The 26,492-nt window shown below is 44.8% G+C and carries 20 protein-coding genes; 3 read left to right on the forward strand and 17 right to left on the reverse strand.

Going from position 1 to position 26,492, the window contains the following annotated elements:
- Nucleotides 1-61 precede the first annotated feature (61 nt).
- From gpAD87_RS10215 to gpAD87_RS32555, 3 genes are all read left to right on the forward strand, one after another.
- Nucleotides 62-712, forward strand: coding sequence for a DUF3885 domain-containing protein (locus tag gpAD87_RS10215; RefSeq protein WP_157258444.1), 651 nt, complete (start codon nucleotides 62-64; stop codon nucleotides 710-712).
- 110 nt (nucleotides 713-822) lie between these two features.
- Nucleotides 823-1,176 (forward strand): VanZ family protein, encoded by a 354-nt coding sequence (locus gpAD87_RS31470; protein WP_064638003.1) that lies wholly within the window; start codon nucleotides 823-825, stop codon nucleotides 1,174-1,176.
- Entirely contained in the window at nucleotides 1,166-1,330 is a 165-nt protein-coding gene (locus tag gpAD87_RS32555) for a hypothetical protein (protein WP_231952504.1), read from the forward strand. Before gpAD87_RS31470 ends, gpAD87_RS32555 begins: the two co-directional genes overlap by 11 nt.
- Before the next feature lie 363 nt (nucleotides 1,331-1,693).
- Here gpAD87_RS32555 and gpAD87_RS10225 read toward each other — a convergent pair whose 3' ends face one another.
- The 17 genes from gpAD87_RS10225 to gpAD87_RS10305 all read right to left on the reverse strand — a co-directional run bounded on the left by gpAD87_RS10225 (nucleotide 1,694) and on the right by gpAD87_RS10305 (nucleotide 26,491).
- Nucleotides 1,694-4,354: a discoidin domain-containing protein gene (locus gpAD87_RS10225; protein ID WP_064638005.1), complete on the reverse strand. Its 2,661-nt coding sequence runs from the start codon at nucleotides 4,352-4,354 to the stop codon at nucleotides 1,694-1,696.
- A gap of 195 nt (nucleotides 4,355-4,549) precedes the next feature.
- Nucleotides 4,550-6,199 (reverse strand): extracellular solute-binding protein, encoded by a 1,650-nt coding sequence (locus gpAD87_RS10230; RefSeq protein WP_064638007.1) that lies wholly within the window; start codon nucleotides 6,197-6,199, stop codon nucleotides 4,550-4,552.
- Between the two features lie 23 nt (nucleotides 6,200-6,222).
- Nucleotides 6,223-8,550: a helix-turn-helix domain-containing protein gene (locus tag gpAD87_RS10235; RefSeq protein WP_231952505.1), complete on the reverse strand. Its 2,328-nt coding sequence runs from the start codon at nucleotides 8,548-8,550 to the stop codon at nucleotides 6,223-6,225.
- A 260-nt stretch (nucleotides 8,551-8,810) separates the two neighbouring features.
- Nucleotides 8,811-9,869: a glycoside hydrolase family 88 protein gene (locus gpAD87_RS10240; protein ID WP_442950734.1), complete on the reverse strand. Its 1,059-nt coding sequence runs from the start codon at nucleotides 9,867-9,869 to the stop codon at nucleotides 8,811-8,813.
- A 102-nt stretch (nucleotides 9,870-9,971) separates the two neighbouring features.
- Nucleotides 9,972-10,853 carry a carbohydrate ABC transporter permease gene (locus gpAD87_RS10245; protein ID WP_063563855.1) on the reverse strand — a complete coding sequence of 294 codons (882 nt, stop codon included), beginning with the start codon at nucleotides 10,851-10,853 and terminating at the stop codon, nucleotides 9,972-9,974.
- A 10-nt stretch (nucleotides 10,854-10,863) separates the two neighbouring features.
- Nucleotides 10,864-11,787 carry an ABC transporter permease gene (locus tag gpAD87_RS10250; protein WP_064638012.1) on the reverse strand — a complete coding sequence of 308 codons (924 nt, stop codon included), beginning with the start codon at nucleotides 11,785-11,787 and terminating at the stop codon, nucleotides 10,864-10,866.
- A gap of 56 nt (nucleotides 11,788-11,843) precedes the next feature.
- Nucleotides 11,844-13,469, reverse strand: a complete 1,626-nt coding sequence (locus gpAD87_RS10255; RefSeq protein ID WP_064638015.1) for an extracellular solute-binding protein — start codon at nucleotides 13,467-13,469, stop codon at nucleotides 11,844-11,846.
- A 318-nt stretch (nucleotides 13,470-13,787) separates the two neighbouring features.
- Nucleotides 13,788-14,186, reverse strand: coding sequence for an RDD family protein (locus gpAD87_RS10260; RefSeq protein ID WP_442950716.1), 399 nt, complete (start codon nucleotides 14,184-14,186; stop codon nucleotides 13,788-13,790).
- Between the two features lie 195 nt (nucleotides 14,187-14,381).
- Nucleotides 14,382-15,344 (reverse strand): ABC transporter substrate-binding protein, encoded by a 963-nt coding sequence (locus gpAD87_RS10265; RefSeq protein ID WP_231952506.1) that lies wholly within the window; start codon nucleotides 15,342-15,344, stop codon nucleotides 14,382-14,384.
- Nucleotides 15,345-15,403: 59 nt separating this feature from the next.
- Complete coding sequence (locus tag gpAD87_RS10270) at nucleotides 15,404-17,146, reverse strand: ABC transporter ATP-binding protein (protein ID WP_064638020.1); 1,743 nt, start codon at nucleotides 17,144-17,146, stop codon at nucleotides 15,404-15,406.
- On the reverse strand, nucleotides 17,143-18,942 hold the full coding sequence (locus tag gpAD87_RS10275) for an ABC transporter ATP-binding protein (protein ID WP_064638023.1): 1,800 nt from the start codon (nucleotides 18,940-18,942) through the stop codon (nucleotides 17,143-17,145). The genes gpAD87_RS10270 and gpAD87_RS10275 overlap by 4 nt, the downstream gene beginning before the upstream one ends.
- A gap of 290 nt (nucleotides 18,943-19,232) precedes the next feature.
- The gene (locus tag gpAD87_RS10280; protein ID WP_064638026.1) at nucleotides 19,233-19,706 is read right to left on the reverse strand and encodes a hypothetical protein; all 474 of its coding nucleotides are present in this window, start codon (nucleotides 19,704-19,706) and stop codon (nucleotides 19,233-19,235) included.
- A gap of 65 nt (nucleotides 19,707-19,771) precedes the next feature.
- Entirely contained in the window at nucleotides 19,772-22,282 is a 2,511-nt protein-coding gene (locus gpAD87_RS10285) for a WG repeat-containing protein (protein WP_064638029.1), read from the reverse strand.
- Between the two features lie 172 nt (nucleotides 22,283-22,454).
- A complete protein-coding gene (locus gpAD87_RS10290; protein WP_157258445.1) occupies nucleotides 22,455-23,621 on the reverse strand; it encodes a hypothetical protein in 1,167 nt (388 codons plus the stop codon).
- A gap of 221 nt (nucleotides 23,622-23,842) precedes the next feature.
- Nucleotides 23,843-24,385, reverse strand: coding sequence for a sigma-70 family RNA polymerase sigma factor (locus tag gpAD87_RS10295; protein ID WP_064638034.1), 543 nt, complete (start codon nucleotides 24,383-24,385; stop codon nucleotides 23,843-23,845).
- 110 nt (nucleotides 24,386-24,495) lie between these two features.
- Nucleotides 24,496-24,792 (reverse strand): hypothetical protein, encoded by a 297-nt coding sequence (locus tag gpAD87_RS10300; RefSeq protein WP_064638037.1) that lies wholly within the window; start codon nucleotides 24,790-24,792, stop codon nucleotides 24,496-24,498.
- Nucleotides 24,761-26,491, reverse strand: a complete 1,731-nt coding sequence (locus tag gpAD87_RS10305; protein WP_064638040.1) for a hypothetical protein — start codon at nucleotides 26,489-26,491, stop codon at nucleotides 24,761-24,763. Before gpAD87_RS10305 ends, gpAD87_RS10300 begins: the two co-directional genes overlap by 32 nt.
- Nucleotide 26,492: the final 1 nt, after the last annotated feature.

Raw genomic sequence — 26,492 nt, forward strand, 5'->3', positions numbered from 1 at the left:
TAAAGAGAAGAGAAAAAACTCTTCTCTTTACTGGAAGAATCCAAAAAAAGAGGTGTGTTAATTGGATCTTAATGACCAGTTAGATGAATTTTTAGATAATAATTTTATGAACTTAGAATTAAAAAAACCACTTTTCTATAACTCTCATATTGCAATTAGGTATGAATTAGGAGGAGATCTGGAAGGTAAAAAAAGGATTGATAGAGTAACTCTTAGGGCATTATCAATATTCAATGAAATTTGTGAAATAAACGATATGATTTATTTGACCCTTTTTGTGGATAGTTGGAGTGATAATCCTGTCTCATGTTTTGAGAAAAATGTATATGCTAATCTTAATTATTATTCCAGAACCAGAATAGAAGACATTGATAAACGAGAGTTAGAATATCGTTATAAAGATCCTGAAGATCACGATGATGAAACCATTACACTGCAATATTGCACGAAGACAGAGGTGAAAAATCTAAAGGTAAAAGATTTATTTGAGGCAGTTGCACACAGAGAATCAGAACCCGAATCACGAATAGAAGGGGATATTTATCTAATTAATGAAACTAAAAAATGCATATTCCACATTTATGACAGTAGGGGGATGGATATTGTAGCAACTGACACATTTACATTACGTTCAGTTTATGAAAAATACTACGAATGGATATTAGATTTTGATCGTAAAACAATCGATCAAATTTTCAATAATCAAATTTAAAACCATTAGTTACAACAATTTTTTTGCACAGTGGATGTAGAAGGATAAGATTCTTCTGATACAGGGTCAGCTTCGTCCGGTTCATCACCTTATTCTTTATCGCGATTCTTGTGCTGGAAACGATCCAGGCCCTTACCTTCCTGGGCAGCTTCGATATCAATGACGCTCTTCAGAATTTAGTAGGCGCAGCTCTCGGTTTCGGGGCGTATAAGCTTGGTTTCCGTTACCGGAGCATCGGGCGCAATCTGGTGGCCACGGCTATAGCGGGGTTGGTTCTGTTTATAGCTATATGGGGATTAGGGGCGGCGGTAAACAAAATAACAACTAAAGTAGAGGGTCCGTTTACAGCGATCACGGAATGGACTGACACCTCGGGCAATACATCCAGAGACAAACCGGACAGTATTCAAATCAACGGACAGAAGATACCCGGTCCGCGATGGTCAGGAGATTTTGAATTATGACGGAGATTATCAGCGTACTAATCCTGAACAGTACCCTATGGAATACGAGATGCCGGTTGAGCCAGGGCAAGAGCTGAAGATCACGCTTAAGGGCGAACTGAAAATATGGGATGTCGGGTATAAAAAGATGCAGTATATCTGGACGTTCATTTGAACGGCATTGAAATAGATCATGTTGGCAGTCGAATTATATTCTTTTTTCAATCGGTCGAGTATGGAGATTCGAGTGGTCCGGATAAATGGACATATGTACAAAATACGAGTTTTGTGAAACAGTTGTTATGATTTTGGTCTTGATCATTGCATTGTTGCATTGCATCCCATAATCAACTACTCAACTCGCTTACACTTACAACTCATGGATAAATGTGGCTTTTTCTTTTTATAACCCCCGAGATATTTTTAATTTCGTATGGATAAATATGCTATTCAAATATAATATGCGCCCATTACAGCTTTATAATGAGCGCATATTATACCGAATTTCTTTTGATTCTATCCTACGTCATTTTTAATTCTAGTGCACCCAAAGTTCAATTATGCTGTTCCAGGTATTAGATTCATTTCCTTGCCCGACAAATCGAATGAATTTGGCCTGAACCGGTTCAAATTCAAATGTTTCATAAGCCGCCTGTTTTTGACTGGCCACATTACTCAATACTTTTTGGTAATTAATACCATTAGCTGATATCTCCAAATCGAAATAATTGGATCGCGTATGTCCATTATAGAATTGAATGCTTACCTGCCCTACTTGAGTCTGTTGCTCAAGCTCCAACTGCAGGTATTGTCCTTTTCCATCTGCAGACCATCTGGAGTCTGGATCACGATCGATCGTATGAATCGGCAGATTGCCATCATCTGCACTTGCCGTAACTTTGGTTACGACAGCGAACGGTCCTTCCGGCTCGGCCATAGGCTCTTTGACTTCAAATTTCTCCCGTGCCTCGACCGTTACGCCATTAAAGACGCAGCTCACGATGATGTCGACCTTTCCTGCTTTTACCGCATGGAATGTAGTTCCTTCCGTATATCCGATCGTATCATCACTTGATGTGTACGTCACAGGAACATTCAATTCTGCGATGTTTACGATCTCTCCATTATCTAATGTTAGAAACGAGGATAATTCTCCGCTTCCGCCTGCGCTGATTGCATTACCTGCGACTCTCCAGCCGGGTACTGCTTTATTGGGACTTATAGAGATATTCTCTGGAAGTACGGGTGTATCAGCTACCTTAAACTTCACTCTTACGTTCTGGTTGTGACCCCGATAGGATACAGTGATCTCTCCAGTTCCAGTAGTTCCTTGCGGTTGCTTAATTTTAACCTTTGCCTCCTTCGCAAAAGCTTTTGCCGAGATGATCGGCGTTTCGGTAGTGCCATAAGGCAAAGTATGAACGTAATCCGTTCTTAAGAACTGCATACCCCCTATAGCTTCGCCATTCACCAACAGGGATTGAAGCCCCAGATGAATATCTTTGATTCGTTTCTTGCTCTGATCCTGATATAAACTTTGCGGGGATAAACGATCGCCCTGCCCAATGCCTTCCGCCATATCAAATGGCTGCGTATTCGCATCCGGAATGGAACCGACAATGTTGACGTTCACGCCGGTGTCCTTTCCTTTGGTTCCAATGACATATCCATTCCCGAATTGTTCTGATTCTACAATAACACCGGATTTACTAGGGTGTGCCGCCTGACCGGTCGTATTCCAGAACACACTTTCCGTGGTTACCACTCCATGACGATTCGTTTCGGATGATCCATAATCCCGTGTAATGGCAGAGATCCCGTCCCCGTTAACTACCAGGTTATCGATCAGGTTTGCCATGCTTAAATACATATGAAAATCAGTTAATAATGAAGGTTTCTCAGAATACGAACCTTGCAGGACATTCCCGTTCGCAGAGAAGTTGGCATATGTGAAGCTATGTCTAGCTCCTATTGCCTTACTATTCTTAATGAGATTATCATTGCCAATAAATTGATATAAATAACCATTTCCATTCGCTCCACGATACTGCGGGTACTGCATGGTTACATGATCCACAGTGACGTTCTTCGTACGATCCAGAATAATACCCTTGGATAACAGATGATAATCTGCATTGCCAGCTGGTTTATAGGTGTTAATATTTCGAATCCAGCTGTTGGCCACTGCAATCACATTGACAGCTTTAGCATTATCGGCTTCATATCCAGCAGTCCCAACGACTTTGAAGTCATCTTCACCAAGCCCCGACTTCGCATTTTGAATGTTTGCGATCGAGAAATCCTCCAAACCTACTTCGACAATCGGATCTGCGGTCTGACTAATCGTAATATCATCGCGGAGCTTCATTGGATAACGCGTCGGAATGTCTAGCGTAATCGTTTTGTTCTCTGAATCTACGCCCACGATTTGGCGATAGAATAGCGGTTCTACTTTCCCGAGACGGGACGACCACTTGTTTTGCATGCCAAGTTCCCGTAAGAAACCCGGCGTCGTTTCGAATGAAATGACCACGTAATCATTCACCGCAAACCCGCTTGTGTCCTCAACGGGTAGCAGGACGGTTGGATCAGTAACCGACTTGCGAAGTTTCGTAGAAATTCCGGTTTTCTTCCAATCTCCGTTACCGATCCGGATAATATCCTTGTTTTTCATATTTTGCTGTGCATTATAGATATGAGTCTTGTTCATCCCGTCACCTTTCAGGACTACACGACTTGCAGGAATGTTTAGTGAATAATCCTTGCCGTCCTGAGGGTTAACCTGATATGTACCCTTGGGAAGATACACGACACCCCCACCTAACGCAACAGCAGCATCAATTGCCTTTTGAATAGCATATGTTGCGTCACGGCCCCCTGAAGGATCGGCAAAATAAGGTGATTTGGTAACGTCAATACGTTTGTTTTTAGCCGTTTTAGGTAGTTCTGTTTCCCCACGCCGATAACCGGCATACGAAAAGTCATGCAGAAACCTTCCCTGTTCGTCTTTAAATCCTGGATACCAATCGTTTGGATAGAGCCTGCTTCTACCATCCGTACCCAGAGATAGATTATCACCAGCACGATCAATAGATGGCTGTGAGTCACCCTCTGACGCTCGAACCTCCTGGGTTCCAGGTACAGACAATCCAACAGTCAACGTAAATGCCAACAATAAAAAAGGCCACTTTCTACGCATGCTTTCGTTCTCCTCCTTTTGAATTTCAGAGTATGTGAGCGGTTTCAAGAAACCCTATAGTCACCTCCGATCCTGCTCAAGCAAGAGTCATGTGCATGCCAACTCAGCATGTCATATCCGATTGTAGAGCACGAGGGAACGAAATTACATCAACAAAAACGACACTCCAATGCCCATTTTATACAATATAAGGATTTATTTAGAGGATACAGCGCGATTATATCGCTCTAACGCCTGCTGCTGAATCTCAATCGCACGATCAATCTGCAATGACTTAATTTGCTCGACGTACGTATCGAAAGCATCCACCGGCTCAATACCAAAAATGATTTTCAGCGACATCTCGTCCACCACTTTGTTCACTTCCTGCATGATGACAGACATCTCCGTGCTTTCTTTCTCGGTTTTGGGCAGGGTTGGTACCTGATGGAGAACAGCATCCGTGCTGGACCATAACTGCACCGCCTCTTTCTGTTCCGGCAAAATATAATATTGCTCCATATATCGCGTATCCTGCACAAATGGACCGAAATAACTCGCTCTGGTGTACATCGCAAGCGCTTGCGCCGGCGACCACTTATCAGGGTTTTTCAAAATAGTCTCGGTATACGTCGGATACCCGTCCTTCATCTTAAAACTAACACCTTCAATACCAAAGTTGAACAGCAAATGTCCCTCAGGCCCATACCCGTAGTCCAACATTCGTGCTGCTTCTTCTACATGATGACTGTTGCTGGATATGGCGACTCCACTGGAACCGATCGCGGGAGCAAGTTGACCAAATTTCGGGCGATCTCCTTTGTTCATGACAGGATATGGCGCTGGCACAAGCTTTGCATGGGGATCTGTCTCCTGCAAGATGGGTAGCCATGTACCAATCCCTGCTCCTGCATTCCAGATACTCGCGCCGCTGCGTCCTGTTAACATGTTTGTATCCTGAGTCTCCGAATCGACGGTAGCCAGGTTCTTGTCAATGAGTCCCTCCGTATACCATTCACGAAATAAGGATAGGAAAGCCTTATATTCAGGTTCTTGTGCCCCAAACTTAATTTGGCCATCTTCCACGTAGAACCCCTTTTTTATGCCAAAAGCGCCAATAAAACCGCCGCCTTCGATACCAAACAACGGATTCGGGACACCTAGAAAAGTAAGCGGGGCGTCAGCCCCCTTTTTGTCCTTAAATGCCTGAAGCATCGTATGCCATTCATCAATCGTGGTTGGCACCTCAAGTCCAAGCTCATCCAGCCAATCCTTTCGGATAATCGGCCCTTGATAGGTTCGCAGCTTATCATCTCCCTGAATAAAAGGAAACGCGTAATAACTTCCGTTCGCTGTGCGAATCTGCATATCAATGTCTGGATGTTCGGACAGGTACTGCTTCAGATGAGGTGCGTATTGATCCATAACATCGTTTAATCGCAGAATATATCCGTCTTTGATTGCTTTCTCCGGCCCACCGGGGTAATTGCTCCACTCATATTCAATCATATCCGGCAGCTCTCCCGACGTAAGCAGCACATTAATTGCTTCTTTGGCCTGATTGGCGGGAGGCCGGATGAATTGAAGGTTGACTCCGGTTCTCCGCTGCCACTCCTGAAAAAAAGGAACTTCATTGAAGCTGGACTTTATGCTCGCTGCATTGCCATTCAATTCTGCCCAGTAAGTTAATTTTCCATCGTTATTGGGTGAAGCAATTGAGACGGTCTGGTACTCTGATGAGCCGGAACGTTCATCCAGCTTGGCATCTGAATCTGTTCCGTTCTGATCGCAAGCAGTCAGCATGCCAAGCAGTAGGATGAATCCTGTCACCTTTGCTATGAATGCCAACTTCCTCTTTACGTTCATGTTCCGGTCTCCTTTCAAATCAATCAACTGATTTCTTTATATTTACCTGGCGTAATGCCTTCGTATTTCTTGAATACCCGGATGAAAGTTGCTGCATCGTTATACCCGACCATTCGGGATATTTCTGTAATGGATTCCTGTTTATGCTCAATCATTTCTTTAGCCTGTCGGATACGGCACTTATGAATGCAGTCCAGCAGACCCTCACCTGTCTGATTCTTGAAGAGTTTGGACAAGTAACTGCCCTTCAGCTCAAAATGCTCACCAATGGCGTTGACGTTCAAATTCACGTCTGTATAGTTACTCTCAATATACTGTGTGACTTGGGTACTGAGATGACGCAGGGAATCCTCACGTTCTTGTGATACATTCGTTGCGCGCTTGTCAGCGGCATATGAACATACCTCCTCAAGCAAGTTCTGCAATGCCTCCTGCATCTCCTGAATGGTATCCCCGGCAATAATGTCCTCAATCCGATGCGGGTATTGGGTTAGCGTATGGTTATCCCTGTCCCCCAGATCATTAATAGCCTTGATCATTGTACCTACCAGGTTAAAAATCAGGCAACGTGCAAGTGTGAGCGACATAATCGGTTTATCAAAATTCCGCTCTGTAATCTCGTTCATATAAGCGCTGGCTTGGTCGGTATCTCCCGCTTTGATGAAATTAAGAAGCTGCTGTTCCACCTGAAGCGGATAGTAGTAGCCAAACGGGTCATCCGCCATCGCATCACTGCGTACATCACCATAGGTAATGATGCCTTTCTTGCCAAGCACCATTTTGTATTCCATCGCGTCTACTGCCTCCTGGTATGCTTCGGCGATGCCAATCCATGACGTATGGCGTCCACTGATGGAAATCGTCAATTCCATATCATAGCGCTCCAGGAAGCGCTGCGCTTCTGCCGCAATGTGATGAAGATCCTGGTTCCAATCCGAAGAATCCGCTTTCATATTTACAAGGCAAACCATCATATCATCAACTTCTGCTACATATCCGACGTGCTGACGCTCTGAAGCCAGTTCTTCAACCACATTGGAAATAATGAGATGGATTAGCTTGTTTCGTTCGTTGATATCAATACCTGGCAGCTTTCCATAGAGATTCTCTTCATTCTCGATAACAAATAGGATAACAGCAAATTCACTTGAATACAGCGGCATATGGAAGGAACGGAATGCATCTTCATAAGGCACAAGCGTATCCTGTTTGCCTTTGAGAAGCCGATTAATCATATTGGAGCGCAGCACCTGCTGATGTTTCTGCAACTGCTGGGCAATCTCATTCTTTTCTGAACGTGTGTTCATGATGACCTTCTGAATAAACCGAAGTTCGTTCCGATCAGCAGGTTCGTTCTGACTATTTTTGTCTTTTAGTGATTCCACGAGCTGTTGGATTGGGGAGTAATTCCGGCGCATGAAGAACCAGGTCAGTACACCCGCACTAATGAGACTCACCACGATGCTGATATACGTAAAATTGCGGACATACACTGCCTTTTCCCAATATAGGCTGCTGGGAATAATCAATGCGTACTTGAGATCGGACACCGCAGAGTCCATGTAGAACATCTCCGACTTGCCTACCTTGGCGTTATCCAATTGAACCTGATTGCCATTCATGAATGGCTTCAATTCCTCTGACCCCGGATGATTGCTCATCAGAATCTCGTTATTCTGGTTCAGAATCAGCAGCGTGGCATCACTAAAACCCGAAATGCTCTCAATTGCTTCCTGGAATCTTCGCGTATCCGCCATGACGACAACCGTACCGGTCTCCTGACCATTCAAATCATCAGGCAGACGTGTAATGTACGCAATGGAAGACTCGGCCGGAGCGGCATTCTGATGTGGCAGTATGACGAACTGATTCGTCTCTGCACCCAGGACCTGATCCCGCCACGCTTCGAAAGACATTGCACCTGTGTTATGTATGGTATGAAATGCCGTTCGCATATCCCGAATATTACCTGAACGGAGAATGGATTGATCTTTTTTCCACACGACGTAGAATTCATCGATGGATGCGTAGGATGTTTTATAGAGACGGAGTTCCTTTACCAGTTGGTATGCCGTATACGGCGCCTCTTTGGCCGGCTGATTGGAATACATCAACGTTTGCAGATTTGGGCTCCACGTCATCTCCATGTTTAACCGCTTCATCAGATCAACTTGTGTATCGATCGTATATCGCATCTGCTTTAATAAAGAATCGTTGGCCCGATGTATTTCACTCTTCAATGTCTCATTTGCTTGCATGTAAATAACCAAACTGATCAGAATCGGCACGATCAAAACAGCACTGTAAGAGACAAGCCAGGTTACAATTATGCTTTCTCGTTTTTGCCACAAGTATCGAATATTTAGCAACAACTCATCACCCAACTCTTCGTAGTTTATCTATGTTTGGATCAGGAATTTATTATAACGGTAAGAGCGCGATTGGGATATAGATAAAAAGTTCAATTCGATTGACAAAAAGGGTAGCCACCACCGATTTTCCCCGTCAAATCAAGCACAAATAGCCCGAATAGACTAATTTCGTCTATCGGGCATTCGGTATCAATTCGGTATCAAGTTGAGAATGTATTTTAAATATTCTTAGAATTTTTTTAGAAAATGCGATGCTTCCAACCGTTTAATTTGGCACTCGCTTCGACGTAGAAATAGTCACCGTAAATGAGTGAGACATTTACGTTCTGACCTGCCGGTTTATGACCGGTTCCCTCCAGAAGCATACCTTCGTGCTCAGAAAGATCCCAGGTTCCATAATGATCACGCAGGGAACTCAGGATACGTTTGGCAATAGTGGCATAGAGTCTGCCTTCCGGATCAGGAAGTATATCTGCAAGCTCAAGCAATCCGGAAGCAGCAATGGCACCAGCAGAGCTGTCCCGTGGAATCTCCTCCCCTTCTTCCGGCTCAGCACGGAAATCCCAATGCGGAACGCTATCCTCAGGCAGGCTGGAAATGAAGAAGTTCGCCACACGCTGTGCAGCATCCAGATATGCCGGGTCCTCTGTATAACGATACGTATTCGTTAATCCATATAAAGCCCATGCCGCTCCCCGACTCCATGCCGAATCCGGCGCCGCTCCTTGTCCACCTATCGCTTCTGCCCGTTCACCTGTCTCGGGATCAAATCGAATGATGTGATGCACAGAACCATCATCCCGCACAAATTGCTTCATGACCATATCCGCATGAGCTTTGGCGATATGGCTGAAACGAGGATCTCCACTTTCCTCAGACGCCCAGAAGAGCAAGGACAGGTTCATCATGGTGTCGATGATCGACCAGCCCAGCATGTCTCCATTCCAAGCACGGATGAAGCTGCCTTTAGTATTGAAGCGGCCAGCCAAGAAATTGGCGGCAAATAAGGCACGCCTTGCGGCATCGGCATCTCCAGTGAGTTTGTATTTGATGACAGCCGTAGGCAGGAAATGAAAGCCCACGTCGTGATCAAAGTAGTTATTTTCGAGAAACTGTTCCGATAGCCGTTCATCCCAATTCCATGCAGCCTCTTTATATTTCTCATCACCCGTCATGTCGTACACAATCCATAACATACCCGGCCAGAATCCCGAGGTCCACCAATCGATTCTCATGTCGTCATAGATGCCATTTGCTCCTGCGACATGCGGAGACTTTTCACCTATGGCTGCAAGCATCTGATCGGCTTTACTTTTAATCTGATCCCACACGTCTTTGTTCACTTCATTTAATACGCTCATGTAACCTCATACCTCCTTACCGTTATTAAATTCTCTGGATTAACCTTTCAATGAACCAACCATGACACCTTTCACGAAAAAGCGCTGCAAAAACGGATAGATGCAAAGGATTGGTATCGTCGCTACCATAATCGTCGCATACTTGATGGTTTCCCCGATCTGGAAACGATCCCCAGCCGAAGCACCGGCCGACATACTCTCCGTGGAATTGGCGATCAGAATCTCACGCAGCACCAATTGCAATGGGAACAGTTCTCGACTTTTGATAAATACAGACGCATAGAACCATCCGTTCCACTTATCGACTGCGTAATACAGAATCATCACGGCAATGACTGGCATGGACAACGGAATAATGATCCGGAACAAAATGGTGAAGTGATTCGCTCCATCAATCTTGGCCGACTCTTCCAGGCTGTCCGGTATGCCCATAAATGACGTTCGCATGATGATCAGGTTAAATGTGCTGATGGCAAAAGGCAGAATGGTTGACCACAATGTATCTAACAGGCCAACACCTTTTACGACCAGGTACAGTGGAATCAACCCGCCGCCAAAGAACATCGTGAACACGATAAAGAACATGAACACCTTGTTCCACATCACGTTTTTACGGGATAGCACATACGCACCAAGCGCAGTCATGAACAGGTTGACGATAACGCCGAACACAAGAATAAACAATGTATTACGGAAACCTGTGGCTATACCTGGATTGGCAAGTACACTTTTGTAAGCTTCCAGACTAAAGCCGACCGGCTTCCACAGGAGACCTTTGTTTGCTAACAGCTGCGCCGAATCACTTAAAGACGCAAATAACACGTAGAGCAGCGGATACAATGTGACGATGACAAGCAGGATTAGAAATGTATAATTGAAGATCGTAAAGATTCGGTCAAACCAACCACTTTCCTTAATCAAAGTTACCACCTCACCATAAGCTGTTTTGACTCACTCTGCGGCTGATATAGTTCGCCGAAATCAGAAGAACGAGATTGATCACCGAGTTAAATAGACCGACTGCCGAGCTGTAACTCCATCCGAACTCCAACAATCCCTTTCGATATACGAAGGAAGAGATTACGTCAGCCGTTTCATAGGTCACCGGATTATAAAGGAGAATGATTTTCTCGAACCCGACATTCAGCATATTACCCATCCGGAGAATGAACATGATCGTAATAATAGGCAGCAATCCGGGTAGCGTAATGTGAAACATTTGCTTGAGACGGCTCGCTCCGTCTATCTTCGCCGCTTCATACTGCTCCAGGTCGATGCTCATCAACGCAGCGATATAGATAATGGATTCCCAACCGATCCGCTGCCATATTTCAGACAGAACATAGATCGGACGGAACAGCTCCGGCTTTTGCAGCATCGCCTGACCGTCATATCCAAGCATCATGATAAGGCGGTTGATTAAACCATCCGCGTTCGTGAAGTCCGTAATAATACCGCATATGACGACGAGAGAGATGAAATAAGGCATATACGTTATCGTCTGAACGACCCGCTTGAACGCGCGCTTGCGTACTTCGTTAATAAGCAGCGCCAGAATAATCGGTGCGGGGAATTCAAAGACCAGCGTATATAAACTGATAAGAAGGGTGTTCTTCAGAACACGCAAGAAATAATAACTGTTGAAAAACTCTTCAAAGTGTTTCAGCCCAACCCAATCACTCCCCAAAATGCCCTTCATCGGAGAATAATCTTTAAAGGCAATAATTGCACCGTACATCGGACCGTAATGAAATATTAAATAATATCCAATAACGGGAATCATCATGATATATAAATACTTGTTCATCATGAAGTCCCGCACGAACCGGCTTCTAAAGGATTGACTATTGCTCATGATGTACCTTTTCACCTCTTTTCAATCGGGAGGGCTAGAGCCCTCCCCTTCTACAATTACCGGTTGTTGTAGCGTTCGAGTGCTGCTGTTTGGATTTCAATAGCTCGATCCAGATGTAATGATTTCATTTTCGCGACATAGCTCTCGAATTGATCCACTGGTTCGTTACCCAGAATGATCTTGATGGTCATCTCATCGACCAATGTGTTGATATCATTCATGATGGTCGCGTATTCGGAGCTTTCTTCAGGTGTAGGTGTGATTGAAGGCAGATTATACTTGGCGGCCTGTGTATTCTTCCATACATCAATGGCATCACGCTGAGTCTGTAATGCAAAGAACTGCTCGGCATAACGTTTGTCTTGAACGAATGGACCGTTATAGCTGCTGCGGGCATATAGTGAAATCGCTTGTGCAGGAGCGAGTTTATCCGGATTCTTCAGCAGCAAATCCGTGAATTTCGGATAATCGCCTTCCATGTTATAGCTGACACCCTCTTCACCAAAGTTGAAGAACATGTGCCCTTCCTCACTGTAGCCGTAATCCAACATACGAACGGCAAGTTCCGGGTCCTTGGCTGCCGTCGTGATGGCAACCGTACCTTCCGAGGCATAACCCTGATTAAGCTGGCCGAATTTAGGAATATCCCCTTTGTTAAGTACCGGATATGGTGCAGCGACCAGAACGGCATCCGGATCATTTGCTTCTACGAGCGGCTGCCATTTGCCGATACCTCCGCCTGCGTTACCAACACTAGCGCCAGTAGCACCCGAAGCGAGGTTACCGTCAACGGATTTGGTATCCGCTGTCGAGATGTTTTTATCAATCAAACCTTCTTTGTACCATTCCTGGAATAACGTCAAGTATTCTTTGAAACCTTCTTCCGCAGGACCAAATTTGACCTGTCCGTCTTCCTGATAGAACCCGCGGTTTACACCGAAGGCGCCAAGGAAAGCACCATTACCGGAATCGTTAAAGAAACGTGGTTTACTTACTACAGAGAACGGAGCGGCTGCGCCTTTCTTCTCTTTAAAAGCTCTCAGAGTTGTTGTCCACTCATCAATCGTTTCCGGAACCGGCAGTCCCAGCTCATCCAGCCAATCCTGACGAATGATAGGTCCTTGGAAGACACGTAGATACTCATCTCCCCGAACGAACGGGAATACATAGTAGCTGCCACTGTCCGTTTTGACCATCTTATCGATGTCCGGATTCTCCTGCAGGTATTTCTTCAGATTCGGAGCATATTGGTCAATCAGATCGTTCAGTTTGAGGATGTAACCATCATTGATGGCTTTCTCCGGTCCACCGGGGAAATCTCCGATGAAATTGTACTCCAGCATGTCTGGCAAATCCCCGGATGCCAGCATCACGTTAAAGGATTCTCTGACCTGACCTGTCGGTGGTGCCGTGAATTTGAGTGGCACGCCGGTTTTTTCCTGCCATTTTTGAAAGAATGGAATTTCGCTGTGCGAATTTTTGACCCCGATCAAGTTTCCGTTAATTTCACCCCAGTACGTAAGCGTCTTATCCGTTTGAATCGGATAGGTTGTTGCTTCCGTTGATCCGCTTGGTGTCCCTTTTTCAGCTTCGCCCGTTTTACTGTCTCCGGACGAACACCCCAGGATCGTTGTACCTAATAACAGGATCATCAAACTCGTAGATAACACTTTTCTTCTCATGGACCTTATCCTCCACCTTTTGGGAATGTCTGTGCTCTACCTCAGAGTAAGGGAGAGCGCATTGTAGCGATATTCGCAAAAGATGAAATGACATGTTGATTTCGTCAGAACCAAATGATCATTTAGCCAAAACGATAGACGAATTCTCTATATAATCTTCTTCAATGCCTTGATTTTGCAGTGTTGGCGCGGGATTGTGAGTGTACTTCTGACATCACAAAAAACAGACCATGAACACTGTTCATCGTCTGTAACGTGGGTGAATATGAGTGGATTGGATATAACGAATATATTACGCCAGGGATCGATTTCTCATTTTTAGTCCCAGACGACTTCGGTACCTGCGATAAAATCATGTATTGCACGTTTGTCTTCTCGTACAGCAACCATGATGACACTCGCAATGAAACCAATGCCAAATGTGATTCCATATACCAGTCCTGCAACAACAACTCGCATGAGCATGGTTCCAATTCCAGGGGGCTCATGTGTATCGTATTTTCGAATTCGAATTCCGCAAATACGTTTTCCTATCGTTCGGCCACTCCATAATACAGGTAATAAAATGGAATATAATCCACTCAGTAGTTTAGCTAAAGGCTCGTCATTATCAAAATTTCCTGTCAGTACACCTACAATAATGGCTAAAGGGATTGAAACGATAATTCCATCTAACAAGTTTGCTCCTAATCTAACCCAAAAACCTGCTTCTCTCAAATGAATGCCTCCTTTCATATGGATTTAGTTGAATGTATGTAGACACATATCCATGTAGTATAACAGAAAAATATTCCATTAAGTTCTTAATCATCCTTTTCAAGGAATGAAGATAGGCCCCTCAACTTTTGTTGAGAAGCCTATCCATGGCGAACCGTTTAACTTTTTAATCTTTCGTTATATTTCTGTTCAGAATTACTTTTGTCCTTCCAAAATCATGTTACCCAAACGATCCATAAGCTCCATACGTCCCATAGCCGTATAAGAATAATTGTAGTTATCTACGCTGGAGATTTTATAAATCTTCCCATCCTTGACGGCATTCATGTTATTCCACACCTTGCTGTCTTCCATTTTGTTCTCGCTATTCTCCATCAGCACCAGCTGGTCCGGATTGACGGAGATTAGCGCCTCTATACTAATCTGTTTTCCTCCCCAGCCTTCGGGCTCAGGAATACCTTCTGTACGTTTTAGTCCCCACTCGCCGTACAACATCTCTGCCGCACCTTTATTCGAATAGATCACCAGATTGTTAGGATAGGTTTCGATGACCGCAAAAGATTCACCGTTCACAGCCGATTCGAGTTTTTGCTTCCACTCAGCCGACTTTGCATCATATTTAGCCAGGAACTCATCCTTTTTGGTTTCTTCTCCGAACGTATCTGCCAGGAACGTCAGACGTTCTCTCCAATCATAATACGAGTAAGGCAAAACAATTGTCGGTGCAATCAAGGATAAGGTTTCATACTGATCTGTATTAAAATCCTTTCCCAGAATGATCAGATCCGGGTTCGATGCAGTCACCGCTTCTATACTGAATTTGCTACCCAACCACCCCAGAACCACAGTATTTGCATCCAACTTGTCTTTAAGGGGTGGAGTGATCTGATCCTGCTGCCCATAATCGGCGCTGGTTGTAGCGACAGGCGTTTTGCCAACGATCAATAATTCCTCTGTTGAGCCGGACAGATCCACAATCCGCTGCGGATTAAGGGGAATCGTAACTTCTTCTCCATTTGGATTGGTGATGACTTTCGTTGTCGCTTGCGCCGTTCCCTCTGACGAACTAACCTCCTGACTGCTTGTCTGTTCAGTTCCGCAAGCCGCAAGCATCAGCATTGAGCATAATGCAATCCATATATGAATTCGTTTTAACATTTGAACTATTCTCCTTTTGAGTCAAATCATCTATCTGGTCTGGACGACTGCGTGCGTCGCTATACCTTTACCTGCCATCCCTCGGCATCATGCTGTAATTGCCACAGACGCGAATAGATGCCCAAGCCTTGCACTAATTGCTCATGCGTTCCTTGTTCCACAAGCTGTCCTTGATCCAGAACAAGGATCTGATCCGCATTTTGGATCGTTTTCAAACGATGGGCGATCAGGATTACCGTTTTGTTCGCGACAAGCTCATTAATCGCTTGCTGTACTGCGGCTTCATTTTCCGGGTCGAGTGACGCCGTAGCTTCGTCCAGCAATACGATGGATGCATTTTTCAATAACGCACGTGCAATCGATATACGCTGTTTTTCCCCACCAGATAACGTCGAGCCGCCTTCGCCCACTAACGTGTCATATCCTTGAGGCAAACTTGCGATAAACTCATGACAGCAAGCCCGGCGTGCTACTTCTTCAATCTCTGCCTGAGTAGCCTCTTTCTTCCCTACACGTATGTTGTTACCGATTGTATCCTGGAACAGATAGACGTCCTGGAAGACAACAGAGATATCCTCCAACAGTTTTTCCGGGTCCATGCCGCTAATGGGCTGCCCGCCAATCGTAATGGAACCTGACTGCACATCCCAAAAACGCGCAATGAGACGGGTAACCGTACTTTTACCACTGCCGGAAGGCCCTACAAGTGCAGTAATCGTGTGCGGAGGGATGATAAACGACAAATCCTTCAGTACGGGAAGCTCATCATCATAACCAAAGGTTACTCGGTTAAACGAAATGGCCTGATTAGGCTTTACGCTGCCTGTTCCTGTCATTGGTGCCTCCTGCTGCACTTCCATAATGCGCCGTGCACTATATGCGGAGTACCGCATTTCGCCATAACTCATCAGCGCAACGGTCAGAGGTTCAAACACTTTCGTACCGACCAGCAAAAACAGCAGAAATATTGGCAATGTCAATTCCCCACCTGCAAGCAAATAACTCCCCGCCAAAATCATCCACGTCATGCCGGAACGCGCAAGCAGCATCGCCCCCATAATCATCGGACCCATAATGCCTTCCAACCGAATGGATGCCGACTTCAACTCGTCAAAAGAACGACGCAGTCGTTCAAATCGTTCTCCGCCCATATTGTGGGCTTTGATCTCACGAATACCGGTCAAATACTCTTGCAGCCGACTGGCCGCTTCGTTCTTGGCTCTCACATGATTCTCGCTTAAGCGAGCCTGAATGGAGTCTGTCATCCATAACAAGGCCACCCCCAGTGGAACAGCGATGAACATCGCAACTGCCATTCGCCAATCTACAAACAGCAGTCCAACAAAAGCCAGCACCGGCAGCACAATTGCGCTGATGAGCTGTGACAGATTGTGAGAGATCGTATGCTCTACCTGTCCGTAATCACTCAGAATCAGATTGGTTAGATCTCCCGGGTCTCTTTTGCCGAAGAAACCCAATGATAGATGACGAATATGTTCAGCCAGCTTCAAACGTCCCGTTGCGGCGAGGCTGTATGCTGCCCGATAGGTTTTATCATAGAGAGAAGAGTAAGCCGCATACTCCACCAACAGCCATGCAAACAGAATGCAGCACACCATCCACATTCGCTGGATGTCCAGTCCCTTATCCGGTTCAGCGAAGGATTTGTATATCGTATTGAAAATATCAACGAGCAGCGCAGCCGGAATGATCTTGGCAATCCCGTCCAGAATGGCGGCTATGATGGATGGAAGCAGACTGCGGGGGTTACCACCCGATATGTTGTATAAATAGTTCCTCATTGCTTCGCACCTCCAAGCTTCCAGGAAGCAGCATGAATATGGGCCTGCCACATCTTCTCATACAAACCGTCTGCCTCACGTAATTGATCATGTGTACCTCGCTCAACAATGGTACCCTGACGAATGACCAGGATCTGTTCAGCTGCCCGAATCGTTGTTAGACGATGAGCAATAATCAGTACCGTTTTACCTTGAACCAGTTGGGCCAGTCCTTGCTGGATCTTATGTTCATTCTCTGCATCCGCATATGCTGTCGCTTCATCCAAAACGAGAATGGGAGCATCCTTGAGTAAAGCTCTCGCAATGGCAATCCGTTGAGCTTCACCACCAGACAGGTACGTACCACCTTCTCCAATTTTGGTGTCATATCCCTCATCCAGCTTCTCAATAAACTCATGACAACAAGCTGTTCGAGCCGCAGCAATGACATCATCCCGCGATGCAGCTGTATTGCCCATGCGGATATTTTCCTCAATCGTATCGTAGAACAGATGTACGTCCTGGAATACAAACGAAACCGTCTCCATCAGCTTCTCTGTCCCCATTTCCTGAATGGGAACCCCACCAATCGTAATTTCGCCTTGCTGCACGTCCCAGAAACGCAGAAGCAGATTGGCAATGGTAGATTTTCCGCCACCCGAAGGTCCAACCAATGCCGTCATTTCTCCTGCTTTAGCTACAAAATCAACTTCTTGAAGCACAGGTTTGAACGCTTTGCTATCCTTTTGTTCATACGCAAAGGATACCTGCCGAAAAGCCACATCATATGTATCGGGCACTAGCGGAGTGAGAGGTTCCTGTACAACCGACTCAGCAAATACAGCCTTGATCCGATTCTGACCTTCTACGATCTCACGCATGCCACTACCCAGATACATCAGTTTCAAGAGTGGTGCGGACAAACTTGGTGTAATGATTAGAAATAGAATAAAGGTGATCGCGAAAGACTGATTGCCTGCGTTTTCGCTTGAAAGTAAAATGCCGATCGGAACAATAAAGGTCACCAGCGAAATAATGATGATGAAAAACATGCCATACGACGTCTTGCATAAATCGGTTATTCTCAACGAGATATCCCGATATCTCGTTACTGCCTGTTTAAAGGTGAGAAACGAGTCCGATGTAATACCGAATACTTTTACCGCCGGCATTCCTCTTACGTATTCAACCCCTGTTGAGTTCATTTCTTCAATCGCATACTGAAAATCACGATATGCCTGACGTCCCCGTTCACTTCGGAAGATGCTGCTTTGCAGCCAGAACCCGATAATCATGGGAACTAGCAAGACCAGTGCCATACGGTAATCTAGCCAGAACAAATAGCATAGTAGCACTAGTGGAATGACGATCGCACTCACCAGATCGGGAAGCTGATGCGCGATGAACTTCTCTATTTTCTCAACGCTAACTTCAATGATTTTTTTCAGCTCACCTGTCGCAGTTCGAGTGTGATACCCCATCGGCACTTTTGCCACATGATCGGCAAGCTTTACTCTGAGCTGGTACAGGATGTTGAATGCAGCGATATGCGAGCACATTCCTCCAATATAGAGCGCGATAAGACCCGCGATTAGCGCTCCAAAAGAGACGAATCCCCAATACATCAGCAAATCCCTGTCCAGGCCAGATGGCTCCCGAGCATGGATTAACAGTTCTTCGACGATTTTATACACTCCGATAAATGGAACCATTTGCAGCAGACTCGATAAAATCGAGAAGATACTTGCTGTAATCAGCAAACCTTTCCGCTCCTTGGTTACTTCCATTAAACCGGATACTTCAGATGTGGTGTTCATCCCGCTCCTCCTGACATTAATAATCATTCTCAATATCGCGTAGTGTTATATACGCCCAATTAATATCTCACAGCACAGCGATCAGCTACTACCTCAAAACGGAGCAAAAATACCTCTATACGGATAATAAATGGCATCATTCTGATTTATTTCATCTAAAAATTAAGGCAAACAAAAAAAGACCATATGTGACATATGGCCTCTTACCGATGAAGAATGGCTAACTGCGTGAGGAATAATCCGTGGCAGAAAATTGATCTTTTTGAGAGATCCTACCACCCCTCTGCTTCTCAAATCTTATTTGAAATTTCCATGTTCTCTGCTCGCATTTTATACCGTTGTATAACCCTATTTTCTACTACTGCGTAAATCACCCCCGCAAGAGCAAATAGCCAGATGGAAGTCGCTCGGTTCAGATAATACGACTCGATCATGTAGTCACTGAACATCTGATCAAATACCCACGAGCCTAGTAACCCACAACTGACACTATATATAAGCACCCTGGCGATAATAAAGGGGACATATTTACGCAGAAGCCATGAAATTGGACTTACAACTACAGTATAAAATGCGAATACATATGGACTAAAGGTGATAATAATCAGTAAAAAAAAGATGTGGCCCGCATTCCGCAAACCATAATACTCGCTCGTTCCAATTTTGAACCCTTCCAGAAATTCAAGTGCGACCACAGCGCTCAGCATCACGATAACAAACTCAATCCCCAAAACCAAAAAACGTTGAACCACATTCAGCAACAATCCAAATCCCCTCCCCTATCTAAACACCATTCGTAGGCATTAGGTTACGGGGTGACATGGATTGGTTACGGCTGCTCGTGAAAAGCTTTCCAGAATGAACCCTCTGTATTAATGATATCCTTGATCTGGGCAAAAGGAATTGTAAATGTCGGAAATCCCGCGACATAAGGAGCGATTTCATAAGGGCTAAAGTATAGATGTAGTGCATCCGCTGTGACAAAAAAAGGCTGATCCGGGCTGATTCCCTCATAGGTGTCCGGAAAAACATAAGAGTACTGTGGATCATTCTTGATCTGATCTCCTACGATTTTGCTAAGCACCTTCACATAATCACTGTTGGGTTTAAACAAATCCTTGAGTTCATACATCTGACCACTACTCAGATTAATGATTGCATAGATCATCGTTGGCATGCCATGTGCTGCACCAGCCGGATAGTTATAACCCGTAAGTTTGAGTTGAAGCAATTGCTGCTGGTAGAACGTAATATCAAAATCCCCTGTATACGTATAATCCAGCTTCTGATCCGCAGGGATGGGCTTCACTTGGGAAAGTGCCTTTAACTTCGCATTTAGTGCAAGTTGAGCAGCTTGATCGGTTAACCCTTCCACCTGCGGATAATACACGAGGTAATCAGGGTTTGGCTTATATTTCTCTTCCCTTACACGATAAGGTAGGTGAAGCGGAACAATCGTATTTTGCCGCCAAATGATCTGCCCGACCCGATTTACATAGGATACGCGTTGATCCACATACGCCTTGATCAGATCGGGAGCTACTAATTCAAGTGTGCCCGAGCCTTCAACACGGGGGTATCCTGATGCAGGTCGCCCATTTAGATCCAGAAAGAACGTTTGTGTTCCATTCGTGGCTGAAGCCAGGCCTCCCTTGTAATTCGATACATCCGTATATACAAAATCCGAAAGTTTTCTACCATTGACATCTGCAATTGCATAGACCGAACCTAGAAAAGACTGTTTGGGATCAATTGCTTGCCCCAGGGCAAACCGATGTTCTCCCAGATCTCGAATATCATTGTAGGCGGGTTGGATGGTAAATGTGCCCTGAGTATTAATAACGCCATAGATGGAGTTGTAATCCTCCGCTGTATTCACAATAGCGTACCCACCACTGAACGGAAATGCCGAGGTAAAGCTCGGCTGAATTCGGACATGACCACTTTCGTCGATATAACCGTATTTACCCGATGCTTCTTTCTGAAAAGGAAGTAATCCGTCACCCAGAGGTCCTACATAGGCATATGGATACGTCGCCAGCCGCTGACCATTTCGATTAATTAACGCATATTCATTATCTTTGATCTGCACAACGGCCTTGCCATCCTGAAAATCGTTCGCTGAAGCGAACTGCGCCCGAATGACCTCATTTCCAGAGGTGTCCAAATAACCGTAACGACTGACTTCCCCGCCTGCCTGACTGCTGTCTGAAAGGTAAAATAGCGCTCGGCCGTCCTTCACATCGGCAATAAACGGATATGCCCGTTTGGTCAATACTGCGCCTTGTTCATCAATCATCTTGAACCCTTGGGAATCAATGACAATGGCCCGACCTTCTGTGAAAGAATTAATGGAATCGTATACAGGTTGAACGACAAATTGCCCGTTAAGATTGATGATGCCAGTCTTCCCGTCTTTTACGACGACAGCCAGGCCATTTCGTTGAAAGTCTTGGGCATCGTCAAGTATCGGTTCAAGACGAATACGACCTTGGGCGTCCATATAACCCCACCGGGTTCCAGTTGTTGTTCTAACTGATATCGGAAATAACCACGTCGTTTCACGCGGAACCTCTGTGCCTATGGCTTGCCTAATCTTCTTTTCCAGCTCAAGCAGAACTTCCCGTGAAGGGTAGGGGTCACCGAAACTTAGCGCTTTTTGGACCGAAACGAGTGCAGCAGGAAATAATCCGGCTTTATACTGAGCGTCCGCAAGATAATACCAATAGAAAATATAATCTGGATGTTGTTCTGCCAATTGTTCGTAATACTTTACTACCTTAGGGAAGTAATACGGATATACATCTGTTGCGGGAACCCATTTACCATTCTGCCAGCGGATGATTTCGACCCGATAAGCTTCACCTGTATCATGAATCCAGAGTGCAATTTCTACTTTGCCATCTCTGCCGTGGTGACCCGGCATATCGATGATTTCCGCATGGCTATAATACAAATCTTCTGGCGCCTGATCTGTCAGTCCTGATTCCGTCCATTCGTATACAGCAAGCTTCGACCAGATCGCACCGATCTGCCAGCCGACAATGAGATTGTTCCTCGCCGTGGATGTCACCGATGCCGCTGTCAGCAAGGTAACACCATAACCCAAGCCTTTCGTCAAAGACATCTTGATCCAGTGACCCTGGTAAAATTTCAGAACTAGCAGCATCAGTTCTCCGCCCTGCTCATATACAGCAGCAATTTCCGGCATTCCGTCTCCGGTTAAATCTGAAGCATAAATGGCCGGATGTTTGACCGGTTTATCAATGGTGACGACAGTCGCGTCAGCCGGGATATGTTGATTGACAATTTGCGTTAACAGAGGTTCGCTCATGGACATGCCTGTTTCCTCCTTAAGACAGCATTCGCCTAATGGTATGGGTATGCATCATAAGCGGGGATATGACATCTCAGCGAATATAACCGTTAACTTTGAAAAGTTGAGAGCGAATAGCAAAATCTTATAAAAAAAGAGCAGTCGTGAAGACCGCCCATTTTATTTGTAACCATTTTTAAGGATCTTGCAATAACACTTTCTGTCCGTTCAACATCAGATAATTCACTTCATTTACCGGTATTGTTTGAGGTGATATCCACTTCATCAAATTGTCGTCAATGTTCAGGAACCCCGATTTGGGAAGAATGCTTGTGCCATCGTTGAGATAGAGTTCCATATGAAGATTCTCAGGTGTTATTCGATTGACGCCTTTGCCCATGAGCGTAACACCCAGGGAGGAGACTACAATCTCTGTACGTATTTCATCATCCAGCGTAAGAGTTGCTTTTCCAGTTTTGCTTAAAGAATCCTGTTTCAGATCAAAAGTTGTTTCCCATTTCCCCGTAACGAACTGATCATAACTAGTAAAATCTCCTTTAAGCTGAAGCTTTTTGAGTTGACTGATATCCGTTATATCAAAAATATACTCCTCATAATCCCCACCGTATCTAGTACCGCCTTTGATATAAGAGCCATAGGAGACACTATTCATGGGGATATCCTGCTTGTTCCCTTGATCATCAGTGAAGAAAAAATAACCATGATTGTATCTACCCATTTCGTCATCTGGATTAATCTGAATATGCAATTTCCCATCGACGAAACCAATATTGGATATATACATCCAATTGATCGCCGGCAACTTAATATGGGTTTGATCCTGACGAAGTACATGAATGGATTCCTGTTCACTTAATTCCAGAGCGGATTCACCTCCCCACCCGCTAATACTGTCTTTGAGTGGATCAAGAGTGTCATATTCGGTCTGCTGCTTCTTACTCAGGAGTTCTGAGAGATTGAGCCCAGAATCATAGTTCTCCTCTTTATTTGCACCTGATAAAAAAGAACTAATCTGGACACTCATTCGATTGCTGAGCCGTTTTCCCTGAACCAGAAATCGAATGATCGCAGTCTTCTCAGCAGGATCATACTGTACTAACTTTGCATTATGTGACCGACCACCTGATACATGAAAATCATATACATCAAGTGAAGAGTTAACCCGGTCTTCCTTTAGATCCTTGAGGGCCACATAAATTTCTGTTGTGCTGCCGTCTCGAACTGCACCGAGAGTCTGCATGCGTATGCCCTGATCTTCACTGGTCTTATTCACGGGACGAAGAATGTTGATTCGATCTCCACTCAAAAATTGCAGAATAGATGAAAGATCAATTACTCCCATGGCCGCTGCTGCGCCTGTAACAATAGTTAAAGACAGGATGGCTGCAATGGGAATATAAATTATTTTAGGGACTCTCCTTTTATACAGTTGTGTGCTATCATTCTGTGAATTACGTTGAGAATTTGCCTCAAGGCCCACTTTTTCATAGAATAATTTCTTGATATGGGTTAGATTCTGTTCCGTAAAATGATCTCCTGGATTCGATATTGGAATCACCTCCTCTATTTCTTCTTCAACCACCACTTACGCAACCACTGTTTCGAACGATAAATTTTGTTATTGACCTGTCTGACGTGCAAAGACAAAGCTTCTGAAATTTCTAATGGCTTCTGACCTTCGTAAAACCGACGTTTCAGGATTTCCCGGTCTGGTTCAGGAAATGATTCAATAGCCTGCTCCAATTCAAGTTGCCTTTCTTTACTGATTAATTTAGAGAGAGTGTCCTCAGTTTGAACAAAATGAATGCTCTCCTCATATGAAATCTCACTTCTGCGATTCCATTTCCGGTAACGATCAATGGCTTTGTGCTTCGCAATGGTTGCCAGATAATTTTTCAAACTACTGCGCTCGGGCTGGAAAGAAAGTGGATTTTGCCAAAATGAAAAAAAGGTGTCTGCTACGCATTCTTCGATTTCTTCTGTTGAGGCATTATGTAATATGGAATAAATAATTTTCCACAACAATCCAGCATAGTTATTCATCACCCATTCCATAGCTTCATGGTCACGTCTAGCGACTGCTTCCCTGATTTGTTCTTCCTTCATGCTCACCCTCCCTTCCATATTAGATTCGATTCAAAAACCTAATTTACTCAAATAAAATAAAAAGAATTGCAGAGGCTCATGCTTCCGCAATTCTTTATGTGTCATTCCGTTCAGGATGATTCCTGAGTGCTGAGCTGTACATACTGTGTGAGGCGGCAATAATGAAGCAACATAAGCTCCTCATTACCGCTCCCCAAAGCGATTTTTCGGCCCTCTTCGATCATGTGTTCCAAAATCTCACGAAGAAAAGTCATTTGAAATCTCGAGGTCTCTACAATTAATTGTTCCAACACATCAATATCTTTCAGTGTGAATTGGGATAATCCGCGGAGCAACAGCTCTTCTGACCAGCTGCTAATCTTCTGCATCAACTGATTATAGTCTTCCAACTCTTCCCGTCCTTCCATAACCCGTATCCAGTTTCAGACTGATCACTGTTGGACCCTTCAGGAAGCTGATCGGGTATATCCGTTGCTGTTCTATACGCACAAAAGCATAAAAGTGTTCGAGTGTTCCTGTCCCATAACCTGACTCCAACCTTTTGATCATGGTCTCCCATTCCGTTGAATAAGGAAGAGTCAGATCCAACGTCTCCCCATGGTCACTCTCCATCGTTAGAATAAGGTCCTGTGATTGCTTCTCGAAGCGATGCTCTACAATCCGGGCAACCTTGATCATCGCCAGTCGTTCTTTCGGAACGGAAAACAACTCAAATGAGCGTGCATCTTCAGCGAGTACGGAGGGTATATCTTGCATGTACTTGCCCAGATTCAGCTCTTCCACTGATGTTCGTGGCAACAGTGTAAGCTTTGCGCCTTCCCCGGAGGAGAGTCTATGCTCTTCATTTACTTTCACCGAGCGAAACTGAATCTCTTCCCCGGCAAATTGACGAAAAGTCAGATTGGGCAGCCATGGAGTGAAGGAACCATAATGCTCTGTATATGAGAATTGATTATCTTCATAGTATACAGCCCGCACATCGCTGTACGTATAGATTTCCGCATCATCAAAGCAATAGAAATAATAAGTGATTCCACGGTAACCGGAGCGTGTCTCCCATGCATCAGCACCCAGTCCATACAGATGCAGCTCTGGAACCGTATAGTATTTACTTCGGAAACTGCCAATGAGCTGACTCTGTTTGAATGCAGATACCTTCTCTTGTTCAAGCACCTGTAATGCAAGATACAACTTGCTTACCCGATCAAGCACCGATTGCATGGAGAACCGTACGTGTCGGTTAAAAAACAATTGCAGTTCCCCCTGAATCCCGCGTAAACTCCGCTCAACGTCAGGAAGATAACCACTATGGGCCGCAATCGCCAGTGTCTCCAATTGAGCCATATACGATTGCGGTAGACGAGCAAGTCCCGTCTTTAGCAGATCTGCCAGCATGGAACGGCATTCCCGCACCGTTTGAAGTGAAAACGTGGTATCATGGACTCTTCCACTTATGGCTTCCGTATCATCCAAACCTTGTTGCATCCGATACCGCAATAATGCTTCAAGTTTAGAGATATTACCGGCAGTTTGTTTTACTTTGCACAGGGCCTTAGCCAGACTAGCTTCCTCTGTAAACGAAACCTCAATTTCTTGTTTCACCAGACGCACCGTTAGAAGAGAATCTTCCAATACTTCAATCTGCTCGGGATATCTTAATCGGAACAGAATCTCCTCAATCAAGGAAGAACTATATGATTTAATCAAAGGAGCAAGATCGGATTCAACCATCCAGCGGAAGCGTGACTCCGTTACCAGACCAGACTCAGGTTCCAACTGTGCTGATGACGCTGCTTCACCCTGATTTAATGTATCCTCTGTCTGATGTTCCCGCTGATAATACAAAATCGAAATCAGTATATGTTTGCAAATATTGTCTGCCGGACAGGAACACTCCCAATGATCTAGCGTATTTTCAAGCGAACAATGTGTACCATCACTCAACTGACAACTCACAGAGGCTTCATTCCAAATGTATTGCACAGTCAAGCCATTATCCAACTCTTTCAGAGACCGTTTGTACAACCCTTTGTTGGCATTTCGAATCAAATAATCCTCCGTACACAGCTTCGAAAACATCCGAAATTTCAGTTCAAATCCGCTCACG

Source organism: Paenibacillus sp. AD87 (assembly GCF_001659845.1).
Taxonomy (GTDB): domain Bacteria; phylum Bacillota; class Bacilli; order Paenibacillales; family Paenibacillaceae; genus Paenibacillus; species Paenibacillus marchantiae.